This is a genomic window from Mesorhizobium sp. M7A.F.Ca.US.005.03.1.1, from assembly GCF_003997975.1.
Classification (GTDB): Bacteria; Pseudomonadota; Alphaproteobacteria; order Rhizobiales; family Rhizobiaceae; genus Mesorhizobium; species Mesorhizobium ciceri.
Genome location: NZ_RZRO01000073.1, coordinates 18,819 through 33,288, shown reverse-complemented (window position 1 = coordinate 33,288; position 14,470 = coordinate 18,819). Strand labels below are relative to the sequence as shown.

Below are 14,470 nucleotides of genomic sequence, written 5' to 3'. Positions count from 1 at the left end.
TGATGCCGGGCGACAACATCACGGTCGATGTCGAGCTGATCGTGCCGATCGCCATGGAAGAGAAGCTGCGCTTCGCTATCCGTGAAGGCGGCCGCACCGTCGGTGCCGGCATCGTCGTCACCATCAAAGAGTAATTTGGACTTAAACCGATCTGTCGCGGGCGCGGGAGTTGCCCGCGCCGCGCCAGAACAAGGAAGTGACGCATGAACGGACAGAATATCCGCATCCGCCTTAAGGCGTTTGACCACCGCGTGCTCGACGCCTCGACGAAGGAAATCGTGTCGACGGCCAAGCGTACCGGTGCAAACGTCCGCGGCCCCATTCCGCTGCCGACGCGGATCGAAAAGTTCACGGTCAACCGGTCGCCTCACGTCGACAAGAAGAGCCGCGAGCAGTTCGAGATGCGCACGCACAAGCGTCTGCTCGACATCGTCGATCCGACCCCGCAGACGGTCGATGCTTTGATGAAGCTCGATCTGGCCGCCGGCGTCGACGTCGAGATCAAGCTCTAAGGGAATGAGAGCGCGGTAAGGGGCGGTGCCCCTGGCCCGGAACTCTAAAGGAATTGAACCGATGCGTTCAGGTGTGATTGCAAAGAAGGTGGGAATGACCCGCATCTATAACGATGCCGGGGAACATGTTCCCGTCACCGTTCTCCTGATGGAGAACTGCCAGGTCGTGGCCCAGCGCACGCAAGAGAAGAATGGCTACACCGCCGTTCAGCTCGGCGTTGGCCTTGCCAAGGTGAAGAACACGTCGAAGGCGATGCGCGGCCATTTCGCGACCGCTTCCGTCGAGCCGAAGGCGAAGGTCGCAGAGTTCCGCGTCTCCGCCGACAACATGATCGATGTCGGCGCCGAGATCACCGTCGAGCACTTCGTCGCCGGCCAGAAGGTCGATGTGACGGGCACGACGATCGGCAAGGGCTTTCAGGGCGTCATCAAGCGCCACCACATGGGCGGTGGCCGTGCAACGCACGGTAACTCGGTTTCGCACCGTACGCACGGTTCGACCGGCCAGCGCCAGGACCCGGGCAAAGTGTTCAAGGGCAAGCATATGGCTGGCCACATGGGCGACACCCGCGTCACCACGCAGAATGTCGAGATCGTATCGACCGACGCCGACCGCGGCCTGATCCTGATCCGCGGTGCGGTTCCCGGATCGAAGGGCGCCTGGATCCTGGTCCGCGATGCGGCCAAGGTGGCACTGCCGGCCAATGCGCCGAAGCCTGCCGCGATCCGCGCCGTTGCTGCCGAAAGTGGCGCCAAGAACGAGGCTCCGGCCACAGAGGGAGCGGAATAATGGATCTCAAGATCACAACGCTGGGCGGCAAGGACGCCGGCAAGGTGGAACTCTCCGACGAGATTTTCGGCCTTGATCCGCGCGAAGACATCCTGCAGCGCGTCGTGCGCTGGCAGCTTGCCAAGAAGCAGCAGGGCACGCACAAGACCAAGGGTCGCGCCGAGATCGCGCGCACCGGCGCCAAGATGTACAAGCAGAAGGGTACGGGCCGCGCCCGTCACCATTCGGCACGCGCTCCGCAGTTCCGCGGCGGCGGCAAGGCCCACGGCCCGGTCGTTCGCAGCCACGAGCACGAACTGCCGAAGAAGGTTCGCGCTCTCGGCCTCAAGCATGCTCTCTCGGCCAAGGCCAAGAGCGCGTCGATCATCATCATCGACGAGCTGAAGCTGACCGAGGCCAAGACGAAGGCGCTGATCGCGAATTTCGCGACGCTGGGCCTGACCAATGCTTTGCTGATCGGCGGCGCCGAGCTTGACAAGAACTTCAAGCTGGCGGCGACGAACATCCCCAACATCGACGTGCTGCCCATCCAGGGCATCAACGTCTACGACATTCTGCGCCGCGGCACGCTGGTCCTTTCGAAGGCCGCCGTCGAGGCTCTCGAGGAGCGTTTTAAATGACCGACCTTCGTCATTACGACGTGATCGTCTCGCCGGCGATCACCGAAAAGTCGACCATGGCCTCCGAGCAGAACAAGGTCGTCTTCAACGTCGCCAAGAAGGCGTCGAAGCCGGAAATCAAGGCCGCCGTCGAAGCGCTGTTCGGCGTCAAGGTGATGGCCGTGAACACGCTTGTCCGCAAGGGCAAGATCAAGCGCTTCCGTGGCACGGTTGGCCGCCAGAGCGACGTCAAGAAGGCGGTTGTGACGCTGGCCGATGGCCAGTCGATCGACGTCGCGACGGGTCTCTGAGCAAGGCCGCGAGGACAGAACAATGGCACTGAAAAAATTCAACCCGGTAACGCCCAGCACCCGTCAGCTGGTCATCGTCGACCGCTCGGGCCTCTACAAGGGCAAGCCCGTCAAGGGTCTGACCGAAGGCCTGACCAAGTCGGGCGGCCGCAACAATCACGGTCGCATCACCGCCCGCTTCATCGGCGGTGGTCACAAGCGTTCGTACCGCATCATCGACTTCAAGCGCCGCAAGTTCGACGTCGTCGGCACGGTCGAGCGCATTGAGTACGATCCGAACCGCACCGCCTTCATCGCGCTGATCAAGTATGACGATGGCGAGCTGTCCTACATCATCGCTCCGCAGCGTCTGGCTCCCGGCGACAAGATCGTGTCCGGTGAATCGGTCGACGTGAAGCCGGGCAATGCGATGCCGCTGGCTTCGATGCCGGTCGGCACCATCGTCCACAACATCGAGCTGAAGCCGGGCAAGGGCGCTCAGGTCGCCCGTTCGGCAGGTGGTTACGGTCAGCTGGTCGGTCGTGACCAGGGCATGGCGATCCTGCGCCTCAATTCGGGCGAGCAGCGTGTCGTTCACGGCTCCTGCATGGCCACTGTTGGCGCCGTGTCCAATCCGGACCACGGCAACATCAATGACGGCAAGGCCGGTCGCACGGTCTGGCGTGGCAAGCGCCCGCACAATCGCGGCGTGACCATGAACCCGGTCGACCATCCGCACGGCGGCGGCGAAGGCCGCACATCGGGTGGCCGCCATCCGGTTTCGCCCTGGGGCAAGCCGACCAAGGGCAAGAAGACGCGGTCCAACAAGGCGACCGACAAGTTCATCCTGCGCTCGCGCCATCAGCGCAAGAGCTAAGAAGAGGTAACGCCAAGTGACTCGTTCGATTTGGAAAGGCCCCTTCATTGACGGCTACCTTCTCAAGAAGGTGGACAAGGTTCGTGAAGGTGGTCGCAATGAGGTGATCAAGATGTGGAGCCGTCGCTCCACCATCCTGCCGCAGTTCGTCGGCTTCACCTTCGGTGTCTACAACGGCCAGAAGCATGTTCCCGTCTCGGTGAACGAGGACATGGTCGGTCACAAGTTCGGTGAATTCGCTCCGACCCGGACCTATTACGGTCACGGCGCGGATAAGAAGGCGAAGAGGAAATAATCATGGGCAAGGCCAAAGCTCCGCGCAGGCTTGCTGATAACGAAGCGCGCGCCGTATTGCGCACGATCCGTATCAGCCCGCAGAAGCTGAACCTGGTTGCCGCGCTGATCCGCGGCAAAAAGGTCGCGACAGCGCTTTCCGATCTCGAATTCTCGGCCAAGCGGATTTCCGGCACGGTCAAGAAGACGCTGGAATCGGCAATCGCCAACGCGGAAAACAACCACGACCTGGACGTCGATGCACTGATCGTGGCGGAAGCCTATGTCGGCAAGTCGATCGTCATGAAGCGGTTCCATGCCCGTGGCCGCGGTCGCGCCAGCCGTATCGAGAAGCCGTTCTCGCACCTCACGATCGTCGTTCGTGAAGTCGAAGAAAAAGGGGAGGCCGCATAATGGGCCAGAAAGTCAATCCGATCGGTCTTCGCCTCGGCATCAACCGCACCTGGGATTCGCGCTGGTTCGCGAACACCGGCGAGTACGGCAAGCTGCTGCATGAGGACATCAAGATCCGCAAGTATCTCGAGAAGGAGCTCAAGCAGGCTGCCATCTCGAAGGTCGTGATCGAGCGTCCGCACAAGAAGTGCCGCGTCACCATCCATGCCGCGCGCCCGGGTCTGATCATCGGCAAGAAGGGCGCCGACATCGAGAAGCTTCGCAAGAAGCTGATGGAGATGACGAAGTCCGAGACGCACCTCAACATCGTTGAAGTGCGCAAGCCGGAGATCGACGCGACCCTGGTCGCCCAGTCGATCGCCCAGCAGCTCGAGCGTCGTATCGCGTTCCGCCGCGCCATGAAGCGTGCCGTTCAGTCGGCGATGCGCCTCGGTGCCGAAGGCATCCGCATCAACTGCGCCGGCCGCCTCGGCGGCGCCGAGATCGCGCGCATGGAATGGTATCGCGAAGGCCGCGTGCCGCTGCATACGCTGCGTGCGGACGTCGACTACGGTACGGCCGAAGCGCACACGGCTTATGGCATCTGCGGCGTCAAGGTCTGGGTGTTCAAGGGCGAGATCCTTGAGCATGACCCGATGGCTTCGGAGCGTCGGGCCAGCGAAAGCGATGCAGCGCATGGCGGTGGTGGTGATCGCGAACGCGGTCGTCGTCGCGAAAACGCCTGAGACATTTAGGAATTTGGAGTTAGAACGATGCTGCAGCCAAAGCGCACAAAGTTCCGCAAGCAGTTCAAGGGCCGTATCCATGGTACCGCAAAGGGCGGCACCAACCTGGATTTCGGTGGTTTCGGGCTGAAGGCGCTTGAGCCGAACCGCGTCACCGCACGTGAGATCGAGGCGGCCCGCCGCGCGATCACCCGTGAAATGAAGCGCGCTGGTCGCGTCTGGATCCGTATTTTCCCGGACGTGCCGGTCACTTCGAAGCCGACCGAAGTCCGCATGGGTAAGGGCAAGGGCGCGGTCGATTACTGGGCGGCGCGCGTCAAGCCAGGCCGCATCATGTTCGAGATCGACGGCGTCAATGAAGAAACCGCCCGTGAGGCACTGCGTCTCGGCGCGGCCAAGCTCTCGGTCAAGACGCGCTTCGTGCAGCGCATCGCAGAATAAGGACGGGCTGATCATGAAAGCCGAAGACATCCGGACCAAGACCCAGGACCAGCTGACCGACGACCTGGCCAGCCTGAAGAAGGAGCAGTTCAACCTGCGCTTCCAGAAGGCCACCGGCCAGCTCGAGAAGACCGCGCGCGTGAGACAGGTTCGTAAGGACATTGCGCGTATCAAGACCATCGCTGCGGAAAAGTCCGCGGCTAAGAAGGCTTAAGGACGAAAACCATGCCAAAGCGCATTCTGCAGGGCACCGTCGTCAGCGACAAGAACGAGAAGACGGTTGTCGTCAAGGTCGAACGGCGCTTCACGCATCCCGTGATGAAGAAGACCGTGCGCATGACCAAGAAGTACAAGGCGCACGACGAGAACAACGCCCACAAGGTTGGCGATCAGGTGTTCATCCAGGAATCGAAGCCGATTTCCAAGGACAAGCGCTGGATCGTCGTGTCTTCGGACCAAGCCTGACCTCGGGCGTAAACAACGAATTTTGGACAGACCGGGGAGGGGCTTTGAGCCCATCCCGTTAGAAGAGAAGAAGGCGGCCAGTCATGATTCAGATGCAAACAAACCTCGACGTCGCGGATAATTCCGGCGCCCGTCGTGTCATGTGCATCAAGGTGCTGGGCGGCTCGAAGCGGAAATACGCTTCCGTGGGCGACATCATCGTGGTGTCGATCAAGGAAGCCATTCCGCGCGGCCGCGTGAAGAAGGGCGATGTGATGAAGGCGGTCGTGGTTCGCACGGCCAAGGACATCCGCCGCCCGGACGGCAGCGTGATCCGTTTCGACAAGAACGCGGCCGTTCTCGTCGACAACAAGAAAGAGCCGATCGGCACGCGTATCTTCGGACCGGTTCCGCGCGAACTCCGCGCCAAGAACCACATGAAGATCATCTCGCTCGCGCCTGAAGTGCTGTAAGGAGCCGGACCAATGCAAAAGATTAGAAAAGGCGACAAGGTCGTCGTGCTGGCCGGCAAGGACAAGGGCCGTTCGGGCGAAGTCCTCTCGGTACAGCCGAAGGAAGACACCGCGCTGGTGCGTGGCGTCAACATGATCCGCCGTCACCAGAAGCAGTCCCAGTCCCAAGAGGGCGGGATCATCACCAAGGAAGCGCCGATCCAGCTGTCGAACATCGCGCTGGCCGACCCCAAGGATGGCAAGCCGACCCGCGTCGGCTTCATCTTCCAGAAGGACGGCAAGAAGGTGCGCGTCGCCAAGCGCTCGGGAGAAGTCATCAATGGCTAAGGCTCAAACCACGAAGCCCAAGGCTGAAAGCAAACAGTCCAAGGCTCAGAACACGCCGCGCCTCAAGCAGGTCTACAACGAGACCATCCGCAAGGCGCTGCAGGAACAGTTCGGCTACGACAACGAGATGCAGGTTCCGCGCATCGACAAGATCGTGCTGAACATGGGCGTTGGCGAAGCGACCGCCGATTCGAAGAAGCCTTCGATCGCGGCCGAAGACCTGGCGATGATTGCCGGCCAGAAGGCCGTCGTCACCCGCGCCCGCAACTCGATCGCCGGCTTCAAGGTCCGCGAGAAGATGCCGATCGGCGCCAAGGTCACGCTGCGCAAGGAACGCATGTATGAGTTCCTCGACCGTCTCGTGAACATCGCACTGCCGCGCGTCCGCGACTTTCGCGGACTGAATCCGAAGAGCTTCGATGGCCGTGGCAACTACGCCATGGGCATCAAGGAACACATCGTGTTCCCGGAGATCAACTACGACAAGGTTGATCAGATCTGGGGCATGGACGTCATCGTTTGTACGACTGCGAAGACGGACGACGAAGCCAGGGCATTGCTCAAGGCCTTCAACTTCCCCTTCCGCCAGTAACGGCAGCGAGAAAAGGAAAAATCTGAAATGGCAAAGACCAGCTCAGTCGAGAAGAACAACAGGCGCCGCAAGCTTGCCGACCAGTACGGTCCCAAGCGGGCTGCGCTCAAGGCGATCATCATGGATCAGTCCAAGCCGATGGAAGAGCGTTTCCGCGCTCAGCTCAAGCTTGCCGCCATGCCGCGCAACTCGGCCAAGATCCGCATCCGCAACCGCTGCGAAGTCACCGGCCGTCCGCGCGCCTACTATCGCAAGCTCAAAGTATCGCGCATCGCGCTTCGTGATCTCGGCAATAACGGCCAGATCCCGGGCCTGGTCAAGTCGAGCTGGTAAGGAGGACATAACATGTCATTGAGCGATCCTCTCGGCGATATGCTGACCCGCATCCGCAACGCGTATGGCCGCAAGAAGTCGAGCGTTTCGACGCCGGCTTCGCGTCTGCGCACCCGCGTCCTCGACGTGCTGAAGGCTGAAGGCTATATCCGCGATTACAGCCAGACCGACTTCGACAACGGCAAGTCCGAAATCGAGATCGAGCTGAAGTATTTCGACGGCGCGCCGGTCGTGCGCGAAATAGCCCGCGTTTCGAAGCCAGGCCGCCGCGTCTATGTTTCGGCCAAGTCGATTCCGCAGGTCGCAAACGGCCTCGGCATCGCCATCCTTTCGACACCGAAGGGCGTGATGGCCGACCATGAAGCACGTGAACAGAACGTCGGCGGTGAGATCCTCTGCCAGATCTTCTGATCTGGCAGTTGACCGCAAAGTGGAATCCGGTCTTCGGATCGTTCCCGAAGACAGAGACCTGAAACAAGAGAAGTGACGAGGACAACAAAATGTCTCGTATTGGAAAGAAACCCGTTTCGCTGCCGCAGGGCGTGACCGCGACCGTCAACGGCCAGACCGTGACGGCGAAGGGCCCCAAGGGTGAGCTGAAGTTCGTGGTGAACGACGAAGTGCTGGTCAAGATGGAAGGCAGCGAGATCGCTGTCCAGCCGCGCGACCAGACCAAGACCGCCCGCTCCAAGTGGGGCATGTCGCGCACGCAGATCGTCAACATCCTGCAGGGTGTCAAGGACGGTTTCGAGAAGAAGCTCGAGATCACCGGCGTCGGCTATCGCGCGGCACTTCAGGGCAAGAACCTGCAGCTGGCGCTTGGCTTCAGCCATGACGTCGTCTATGAGACGCCGCAGGGCATCACCATCACCGTGCCGAAGCCGACTGAAATCACCGTGGCCGGCATCGACAAGCAGCAGGTCGGCCAGGTTGCGGCCGAGATCCGCGAGTATCGTGGTCCCGAGCCTTACAAGGGCAAGGGCGTCCGCTACGCCGGCGAGAAGATCGTCCGCAAGGAAGGCAAGAAGAAGTAGTAGGCCTGGCCTCGAGAAGTTGAAGACTTTTCGGAAAGGGCCAAGCCAAGAGTGTAACGCCGCGGGGAGCGGTCGCGGGAGGCGCTTTCGCCTACCGCATATGGCGGCCCCCGTTTTTTGAAGGCAAGGAAGACCATCATGGGTACCAAGGAATCCACGCAGCGCCGCGCGCAGCGCGTCCGTCGTCAGATCAAGAAGGTCGCCGGCGAGCGTCCGCGTCTGTCGGTCCACCGCACGTCGAAGAACATCTATGTGCAGGTCATCGACGACGCCAAGGGCCACACCATCGCCGCCGCTTCGACGCTCGAGAAGGACTTCAAGGGTTCGCTCAAGACCGGCGCCGACACCGCTGCCGCCACCGCGATCGGCAAGCTGATCGCCGAGCGCGCCACCAAGGCCGGCGTCAAGGAAGTCGTCTTCGACCGCGGCGCTTACATCTATCACGGCCGCGTCAAGGCGCTCGCCGAGGCTGCCCGCGAAGGTGGCTTGAGCTTCTAAGCATGATCCCGAAAAGTTGCAGACTTTTCGGATAAAGATTATGCGAAGGAAATGATTTCGCCCCCGGTGACCGTTTCCCGATTTAATCGGGGCGAGGCACCGGATCTTATCAGCAACCGTGCTTCCGGAAAAAAACAAGGAACAGGATATGGCACAGGAACGTAGGGATGGCGGCCGCGGCCGCGATCGTGAAGAACGCGATGACGGCATGGTGGACAAGCTCGTCCACATCAACCGCGTCGCCAAGGTCGTCAAGGGCGGCCGTCGCTTCGGTTTTGCAGCACTCGTCGTCGTCGGCGACCAGAAGGGCCGCGTCGGCTTTGGTCACGGCAAGGCGCGCGAAGTGCCGGAAGCTATCCGCAAGGCAACTGAATCGGCCAAGCGCGACATGATTTTCGTGCCGCTGCGCTCGGGCCGTACGCTGCATCACGACGTCGAAGGACGCTGGGGTGCTGGACGCGTGCTGCTGCGCGCCGCCAAGCAAGGTACCGGCATCATCGCCGGTGGCCCGATGCGCGCTGTCTTCGAGACGCTCGGCATGCATGACGTGGTCGCCAAGTCGATGGGTTCGTCGAACCCCTACAACATGGTTCGCGCCACCTTCGACGCGCTGAAGAGCCAGATGCATCCCAAGGATGTGGCTGCTGCTCGCGGCATCAAGTATTCGACCCTTCAGGCCCGCCGCGGCACCGCCGTTGCGGCTGAAGAATAGTCGATCTGACCAGGGATTTTGACCATGGCCAAGAAAGCAACCAAGACCATCACCGTTGAGCAGATCGGTTCGCCGATCCGCCGTCCGAAGGAACAGCGCGCGACGCTGGTCGGCCTCGGCCTCAACAAGATGCACAAGCAGCGCACGCTGGAAGATACGCCCTCCGTGCGCGGCATGATCGCTGCCGTCCAGCATCTCGTCCGCGTCGTGGACGAGGGCTGAGCCAGAGCGCAGGAGAAGTCAGATGAAACTCAACGATCTGCGTGACAAGGACGGCGCGACGCACTCCAAGAAGCGTCTCGGCCGTGGTATCGGCTCCGGCTCCGGCAAGACCGGCGGTCGCGGCGTCAAGGGCCAGAAGGCGCGCTCCGGCGTCGCCATCAACGGCTTCGAGGGTGGCCAGATGCCGCTCTACCGGCGCCTGCCGAAGCGTGGCTTCAACAACATCTTCGCCAAGAGCTTCACCGTCGTGTCGCTGGCCCGCATCCAGGTGGCCATCGACGCCAAGAAGCTCGACGCCAAGGCAACCGTGACGGCTGAATCGCTGGTTGCCGCCGGCGTCATCCGCCGCGTCAAGGACGGCGTGCGCATCCTCTCGGATGGCGAGATCAAGGCGAAGCTCGCCTTTGACGTCGCCGGCGCCTCCAAGGCCGCGATCGAGAAGATCGAAAAGGCCGGCGGTTCGGTCAAGCTGCCGCAGGAAAAGGCAGCTGCCGAGTAACGGCAATTTGAAGCGCGATCGGCAGGAGTGGAATCCGTTTTTGCTCACGATTTCGCTTTGATCTGCTCAACGAGGCGGCCGCGTCAACGCGGCCGCTTGCATGTTTAGAGCCCGGAGCTTATCTCGTGAGCTTCGGTGAAACGCGCCGCCTGACCTCAGGGCCATCAAGCGTTACCAAGCGGAGAATCAGGCATGGCTTCGGCTGCTGAACAATTAGCCTCGAATCTGAATTTCTCGGCCTTCGCCAAGGCGGAGGATTTGAAGAAGCGCATCTGGTTCACGATCGGCGCGCTGCTGGTTTATCGCCTCGGCACCTACATCCCGCTTCCCGGTATCAATCCCGACGCCTTCGCCCAGGCCTTCTCTTCGCAGAGCAAGGGCGTGCTCGGCATGTTCAACATGTTCGCCGGCGGCGCCGTGCAGCGCATGGCGATCTTTGCGCTCGGCATCATGCCTTACATCTCCGCCTCCATCATCATGCAGCTGATGACCTCGGTCATCCCGTCACTGGAAGCGCTGAAGAAGGAAGGCGAACAGGGCCGCAAGGTGATCAACCAGTACACGCGCTACGGCACCGTGCTGCTTGCGCTGGTTCAGGCCTATGGCATTTCTGTCGGGCTGGAAGGCGGCAACGGCATCGTCAGTGACCCCGGCATGTTCTTCCGCATCTCGACCGTCGTCACGCTGGTCGGCGGCACCATGTTCCTGATGTGGCTGGGCGAGCAGATCACCGCCCGCGGCATCGGCAACGGTATTTCGCTGATCATCTTCTCCGGCATCGTCGCCGGCCTGCCGCACGCCATCTCCGGCACGCTGGAGCTTGGCCGCACCGGCGCGCTGTCGACCGGCCTGATCCTGGCGATCATCGTGCTGGCTATCGTCGTCATTGCGCTCATCGTGTTCTTCGAGCGCGCCCAGCGCCGCTTGCTGATCCAGTATCCGAAGCGCCAGGTCGGCAACCGGATGTTCCAGGGCGATACCTCGCATCTGCCGCTGAAGCTCAACACGTCGGGCGTCATTCCGCCGATCTTTGCCTCGTCGCTGCTTTTGCTGCCGGCCACCGTCGCCGGCTTCTCGCAGACGACGAACCTGCCGGCGTGGGCAAGCACCGTGCTCGCCTCGCTCGGCCACGGCCAGCCGCTCTACATGCTGTTTTATGCGGCGATGATCGTGTTCTTCGCCTTCTTCTACACCGCGATTGTCTTCAACCCGAAGGACACCGCCGACCAGCTCAAGAAGCATTCGGGCTTCATCCCGGGCTATCGTCCGGGCGAGCGCACCGCCGATTATATCGATTACGTTCTCACCCGCATCACCGTCGTCGGCGCCATCTATCTGGTGCTGGTGTGCCTGCTGCCGGAGTTCCTGATCTCGGCGACTGGCGTACCATTCTACCTTGGTGGCACATCGCTTCTGATCGTGGTCAGTGTCACGCTCGATACGGTTGCGCAGATTCAGGGTCACCTGATCGCGCACCAGTATGAAGGCCTGATCAAGAAGTCGAAGCTGCGCGGGGGGAAGAAAGCCAGATGAGGTTGATATTGCTTGGGCCGCCAGGAGCGGGCAAGGGGACGCAAGCACAAAGACTGGTAGAAAAACACGGCATACCCCAGCTCTCGACGGGCGACATGCTGCGTGCTGCCGTCCAGGCAGGCACCGAGGTTGGCAAGCGCGCCAAGGCGGTGATGGATGCCGGTGAACTGGTGTCCGACGCGATCGTCAACGCGATCGTCGCTGAGCGTATCGATCAGCCCGACTGCGCCAAGGGGTTCATCCTCGACGGCTATCCGCGGACCCTGGTGCAGGCGGATGCGGTCGAGCAGATGCTGTCGGATCGCTCCCAGGGGCTCGACGCCGTCATTGAACTCGTGGTCGACGACAAGGCCCTGGTTGGCCGGATCGTCAAACGCGCCGACGAGGCGCAGGCCGCCGGCCTTCCCGTTCGCAAGGACGACAATCCGACCGTGTTCGAAGAGCGCTTGAGAGAATACTACAAGAAGACGTCGCCGCTGATTGGCTACTACTATGCCAAGGGCAAGCTCCGCAGTGTCGACGGCATGGCCGATATCGACGCCGTGACGGAACAGATCGAAGCGGTGCTCAAGGACGCGGTGCGGGGAAATTAACGATTGCACTTGACGGAGGCGGTTCGCTGCGGTATGGCGGCCCGTCTTCCTATCAGGCATGAGCTTTGCTTGTCCGCAAGGGCAGGGCAGCCGCATTGAACTGGAAACTCCCGCATGGGCCGGCCTCCACCGGACGCGGGGCAACTTAAGACAGCGCCGAGCCTACCTTGTTTTTGAGGATTGGCCGGCCCACATGGAGAAGGGAAGAACATGGCTCGTATAGCCGGCGTCAACATTCCGACCAACAAGCGCGTTGTCATTGCGCTTCAGTACATTCACGGCATTGGCAAGCGGTTCGCCCAGGAGATCGTCGACAAGGTCGGCATCCCGGCCGAGCGCCGCGTCAACCAGCTGACCGATGCGGAAGTGCTGCAGATCCGCGAGACCATCGATCGCGATTACCAGGTTGAAGGCGACCTGCGCCGCGAAGTCTCGATGAACATCAAGCGGCTCATGGACCTCGGCTGCTACCGCGGCCTGCGTCACCGCCGCTCGCTGCCGGTCCGCGGCCAGCGCACGCATACCAATGCGCGCACCCGCAAGGGCCCGGCCAAGTCGATCGCCGGCAAGAAGAAGTAATTTTTTTAGGGGAATAAGGGAGTAGGGGAGTAAGGCAGTAGGGAATGCCCGCCAGTCGGGTCGCATTTTTCCCTACTCCCTTGCTGCCCTATTCCCCTACTCCCTTACGAAGGTGGAGCCGCTGGCATTACGGCGGTGTAGAGATCAACTGAAAGGACTATCATGGCCAAGGAAGCCGCTCGTGTTCGCCGTCGCGAACGCAAGAATATCTCGTCGGGCGTTGCCCACGTCAATTCGACCTTCAACAACACGATGATCACCATCACCGATGCACAGGGCAATTCGATTGCCTGGTCGTCGGCCGGTGCCCAGGGCTTCAAGGGTTCGCGCAAGTCGACCCCGTTCGCTGCCCAGATGGCTGCCGAGGATGTTGCCAAGAAGGCCCAGGAACACGGCATGCGCATGCTCGAAGTCGAGGTCTGCGGACCCGGCTCCGGTCGTGAATCGGCACTGCGCGCCCTGCAGGCGGCCGGCTTCACCATCACCTCGATCCGTGATGTGACGCCGATCCCGCACAATGGCTGCCGCCCGCGCAAGAAGCGTCGCGTCTAAGCATTTACCGAACGCCGCGCGAGCCCCCTTGGGCGCTCCTCCGCGGCATTCCAGGTCGCCCGCCACGATTGGATGGTGGCGGGTCAACGGAAGGAAAGCATCATGATCCAGAAAAATTGGCAGGAACTGATCAAGCCGAACAAGATCGAGTTCTCGTCGAAGAAGAAGACGCTGACCACGCTGGTCGCCGAGCCTCTCGAGCGTGGCTTTGGCCTGACGCTGGGCAACGCGCTGCGCCGCGTGCTTCTGTCTTCGCTGCGCGGTGCGGCTGTTACCGCCGTGCAGATCGACGGCGTTCTACATGAATTCTCGTCCATCGCCGGTGTGCGCGAGGACGTGACCGACATCGTCTTGAATATCAAGGAAATCGCCATCCGCATGGAAGGCGATGGTCCCAAGCGCATGGTCGTTCGCAAGCAGGGACCGGGTGCGGTTCTTGCCGGCGACATCCAGACGGTTGGCGACGTCGAGATCCTCAACCCCGACCACGTCATCTGCACGCTGGACGAAGGCGCTGAAATCCGCATGGAATTCACCGTCGACACCGGCAAGGGTTACGTGCCGGCCGACCGCAACCGCGCCGAAGACGCGCCGATCGGCCTCATCCCGGTCGACAGCCTTTATTCGCCGGTCAAGAAGGTCTCCTACAAGGTCGAGAACACCCGCGAGGGCCAGGTTCTCGACTATGACAAGCTGACCATGACGATCGAGACCGACGGTTCGATCACCGGCGAGGACGCAGTGGCTTTCGCCGCCCGCATCCTGCAGGACCAGCTCGGCCTGTTCGTCAACTTCGACGAGCCGCAGAAGGAAGTCGCCGCCGAGGCCGTCACCGAGCTCGCCTTCAACCCGGCGCTGCTCAAGAAGGTCGACGAACTCGAGCTTTCGGTGCGTTCGGCCAACTGCCTGAAGAACGACAACATCGTCTATATCGGCGACCTGATCCAGAAGACCGAGGCCGAGATGCTGCGCACCCCGAACTTCGGCCGCAAGTCGCTGAACGAGATCAAGGAAGTCCTGGCGGCGATGGGCCTGCACCTCGGCATGGAAGTGCCGGACTGGCCGCCGGAAAACATCGAAGACCTCGCCAAGCGTTACGAAGACCAATATTGAGCATGAATTCCAAGGATCGGCGGCGTGGGCCGCTCGATCCGACGG

26 protein-coding genes and 1 pseudogene are annotated in these 14,470 nt (G+C 61.6%); all 27 read left to right on the top strand.

What is annotated here, in order from left to right; all coding sequences use genetic code 11:
- Nucleotides 1-134, top strand: a pseudogene (gene tuf, locus EN990_RS25080) (elongation factor Tu); the annotation flags it as partial.
- Nucleotides 135-203: 69 nt separating this feature from the next.
- Entirely contained in the window at nucleotides 204-512 is a 309-nt protein-coding gene (rpsJ, locus tag EN990_RS25075) for a 30S ribosomal protein S10 (protein WP_010909272.1), read from the top strand.
- A gap of 61 nt (nucleotides 513-573) precedes the next feature.
- The gene (gene rplC / locus EN990_RS25070) at nucleotides 574-1,302 is read left to right on the top strand and encodes a 50S ribosomal protein L3 (protein ID WP_013531422.1); all 729 of its coding nucleotides are present in this window, start codon (nucleotides 574-576) and stop codon (nucleotides 1,300-1,302) included.
- Nucleotides 1,302-1,922 (top strand): 50S ribosomal protein L4, encoded by a 621-nt coding sequence (gene rplD, locus EN990_RS25065; RefSeq protein WP_013531423.1) that lies wholly within the window; start codon nucleotides 1,302-1,304, stop codon nucleotides 1,920-1,922. Before rplC ends, rplD begins: the two co-directional genes overlap by 1 nt.
- The gene (locus tag EN990_RS25060; RefSeq protein WP_013531424.1) at nucleotides 1,919-2,212 is read left to right on the top strand and encodes a 50S ribosomal protein L23; all 294 of its coding nucleotides are present in this window, start codon (nucleotides 1,919-1,921) and stop codon (nucleotides 2,210-2,212) included. Before rplD ends, EN990_RS25060 begins: the two co-directional genes overlap by 4 nt.
- A gap of 22 nt (nucleotides 2,213-2,234) precedes the next feature.
- Nucleotides 2,235-3,068, top strand: coding sequence for a 50S ribosomal protein L2 (gene rplB / locus EN990_RS25055; protein WP_024505067.1), 834 nt, complete (start codon nucleotides 2,235-2,237; stop codon nucleotides 3,066-3,068).
- A 16-nt stretch (nucleotides 3,069-3,084) separates the two neighbouring features.
- Nucleotides 3,085-3,363 carry a 30S ribosomal protein S19 gene (gene rpsS / locus EN990_RS25050; protein ID WP_006205463.1) on the top strand — a complete coding sequence of 93 codons (279 nt, stop codon included), beginning with the start codon at nucleotides 3,085-3,087 and terminating at the stop codon, nucleotides 3,361-3,363.
- Nucleotides 3,364-3,365: 2 nt separating this feature from the next.
- Nucleotides 3,366-3,755: a 50S ribosomal protein L22 gene (gene rplV / locus EN990_RS25045; RefSeq protein WP_006205462.1), complete on the top strand. Its 390-nt coding sequence runs from the start codon at nucleotides 3,366-3,368 to the stop codon at nucleotides 3,753-3,755.
- Entirely contained in the window at nucleotides 3,755-4,480 is a 726-nt protein-coding gene (rpsC, locus tag EN990_RS25040) for a 30S ribosomal protein S3 (RefSeq protein WP_013531426.1), read from the top strand. Before rplV ends, rpsC begins: the two co-directional genes overlap by 1 nt.
- A gap of 27 nt (nucleotides 4,481-4,507) precedes the next feature.
- On the top strand, nucleotides 4,508-4,921 hold the full coding sequence (gene rplP / locus EN990_RS25035; protein ID WP_013531427.1) for a 50S ribosomal protein L16: 414 nt from the start codon (nucleotides 4,508-4,510) through the stop codon (nucleotides 4,919-4,921).
- Between the two features lie 13 nt (nucleotides 4,922-4,934).
- Complete coding sequence (gene rpmC, locus EN990_RS25030) at nucleotides 4,935-5,135, top strand: 50S ribosomal protein L29 (RefSeq protein ID WP_006205459.1); 201 nt, start codon at nucleotides 4,935-4,937, stop codon at nucleotides 5,133-5,135.
- Nucleotides 5,136-5,146: 11 nt separating this feature from the next.
- Nucleotides 5,147-5,386, top strand: a complete 240-nt coding sequence (gene rpsQ, locus EN990_RS25025; protein ID WP_010909280.1) for a 30S ribosomal protein S17 — start codon at nucleotides 5,147-5,149, stop codon at nucleotides 5,384-5,386.
- A gap of 83 nt (nucleotides 5,387-5,469) precedes the next feature.
- Entirely contained in the window at nucleotides 5,470-5,838 is a 369-nt protein-coding gene (gene rplN, locus EN990_RS25020) for a 50S ribosomal protein L14 (RefSeq protein WP_006205457.1), read from the top strand.
- 12 nt (nucleotides 5,839-5,850) lie between these two features.
- Nucleotides 5,851-6,165 (top strand): 50S ribosomal protein L24, encoded by a 315-nt coding sequence (rplX, locus tag EN990_RS25015; RefSeq protein WP_013531428.1) that lies wholly within the window; start codon nucleotides 5,851-5,853, stop codon nucleotides 6,163-6,165.
- Entirely contained in the window at nucleotides 6,158-6,757 is a 600-nt protein-coding gene (gene rplE, locus EN990_RS25010) for a 50S ribosomal protein L5 (protein ID WP_013531429.1), read from the top strand. Before rplX ends, rplE begins: the two co-directional genes overlap by 8 nt.
- A 27-nt stretch (nucleotides 6,758-6,784) precedes the next feature.
- Nucleotides 6,785-7,090 (top strand): 30S ribosomal protein S14, encoded by a 306-nt coding sequence (rpsN, locus tag EN990_RS25005; RefSeq protein WP_013895695.1) that lies wholly within the window; start codon nucleotides 6,785-6,787, stop codon nucleotides 7,088-7,090.
- Nucleotides 7,091-7,102: 12 nt separating this feature from the next.
- Nucleotides 7,103-7,501 (top strand): 30S ribosomal protein S8, encoded by a 399-nt coding sequence (rpsH, locus tag EN990_RS25000; protein WP_013531431.1) that lies wholly within the window; start codon nucleotides 7,103-7,105, stop codon nucleotides 7,499-7,501.
- Between the two features lie 89 nt (nucleotides 7,502-7,590).
- Nucleotides 7,591-8,124, top strand: a complete 534-nt coding sequence (gene rplF / locus EN990_RS24995; protein WP_013531432.1) for a 50S ribosomal protein L6 — start codon at nucleotides 7,591-7,593, stop codon at nucleotides 8,122-8,124.
- Nucleotides 8,125-8,262: 138 nt separating this feature from the next.
- Nucleotides 8,263-8,622, top strand: coding sequence for a 50S ribosomal protein L18 (rplR, locus tag EN990_RS24990; protein WP_013531433.1), 360 nt, complete (start codon nucleotides 8,263-8,265; stop codon nucleotides 8,620-8,622).
- A 148-nt stretch (nucleotides 8,623-8,770) separates the two neighbouring features.
- Complete coding sequence (gene rpsE, locus EN990_RS24985) at nucleotides 8,771-9,334, top strand: 30S ribosomal protein S5 (RefSeq protein ID WP_006333394.1); 564 nt, start codon at nucleotides 8,771-8,773, stop codon at nucleotides 9,332-9,334.
- A 24-nt stretch (nucleotides 9,335-9,358) separates the two neighbouring features.
- Entirely contained in the window at nucleotides 9,359-9,556 is a 198-nt protein-coding gene (rpmD, locus tag EN990_RS24980; protein ID WP_006205449.1) for a 50S ribosomal protein L30, read from the top strand.
- Nucleotides 9,557-9,578: 22 nt separating this feature from the next.
- Nucleotides 9,579-10,055, top strand: coding sequence for a 50S ribosomal protein L15 (gene rplO, locus EN990_RS24975; protein ID WP_013531434.1), 477 nt, complete (start codon nucleotides 9,579-9,581; stop codon nucleotides 10,053-10,055).
- Between the two features lie 192 nt (nucleotides 10,056-10,247).
- Entirely contained in the window at nucleotides 10,248-11,588 is a 1,341-nt protein-coding gene (secY, locus tag EN990_RS24970) for a preprotein translocase subunit SecY (RefSeq protein WP_013531435.1), read from the top strand.
- Nucleotides 11,585-12,181, top strand: coding sequence for an adenylate kinase (locus EN990_RS24965; RefSeq protein WP_013531436.1), 597 nt, complete (start codon nucleotides 11,585-11,587; stop codon nucleotides 12,179-12,181). The genes secY and EN990_RS24965 overlap by 4 nt, the downstream gene beginning before the upstream one ends.
- A gap of 210 nt (nucleotides 12,182-12,391) precedes the next feature.
- The gene (gene rpsM / locus EN990_RS24960; RefSeq protein ID WP_013531437.1) at nucleotides 12,392-12,760 is read left to right on the top strand and encodes a 30S ribosomal protein S13; all 369 of its coding nucleotides are present in this window, start codon (nucleotides 12,392-12,394) and stop codon (nucleotides 12,758-12,760) included.
- A 162-nt stretch (nucleotides 12,761-12,922) separates the two neighbouring features.
- Nucleotides 12,923-13,312: a 30S ribosomal protein S11 gene (rpsK, locus tag EN990_RS24955; protein WP_006205444.1), complete on the top strand. Its 390-nt coding sequence runs from the start codon at nucleotides 12,923-12,925 to the stop codon at nucleotides 13,310-13,312.
- A gap of 102 nt (nucleotides 13,313-13,414) precedes the next feature.
- Entirely contained in the window at nucleotides 13,415-14,425 is a 1,011-nt protein-coding gene (locus tag EN990_RS24950; protein WP_013531438.1) for a DNA-directed RNA polymerase subunit alpha, read from the top strand.
- Nucleotides 14,426-14,470 lie beyond the last annotated feature (45 nt).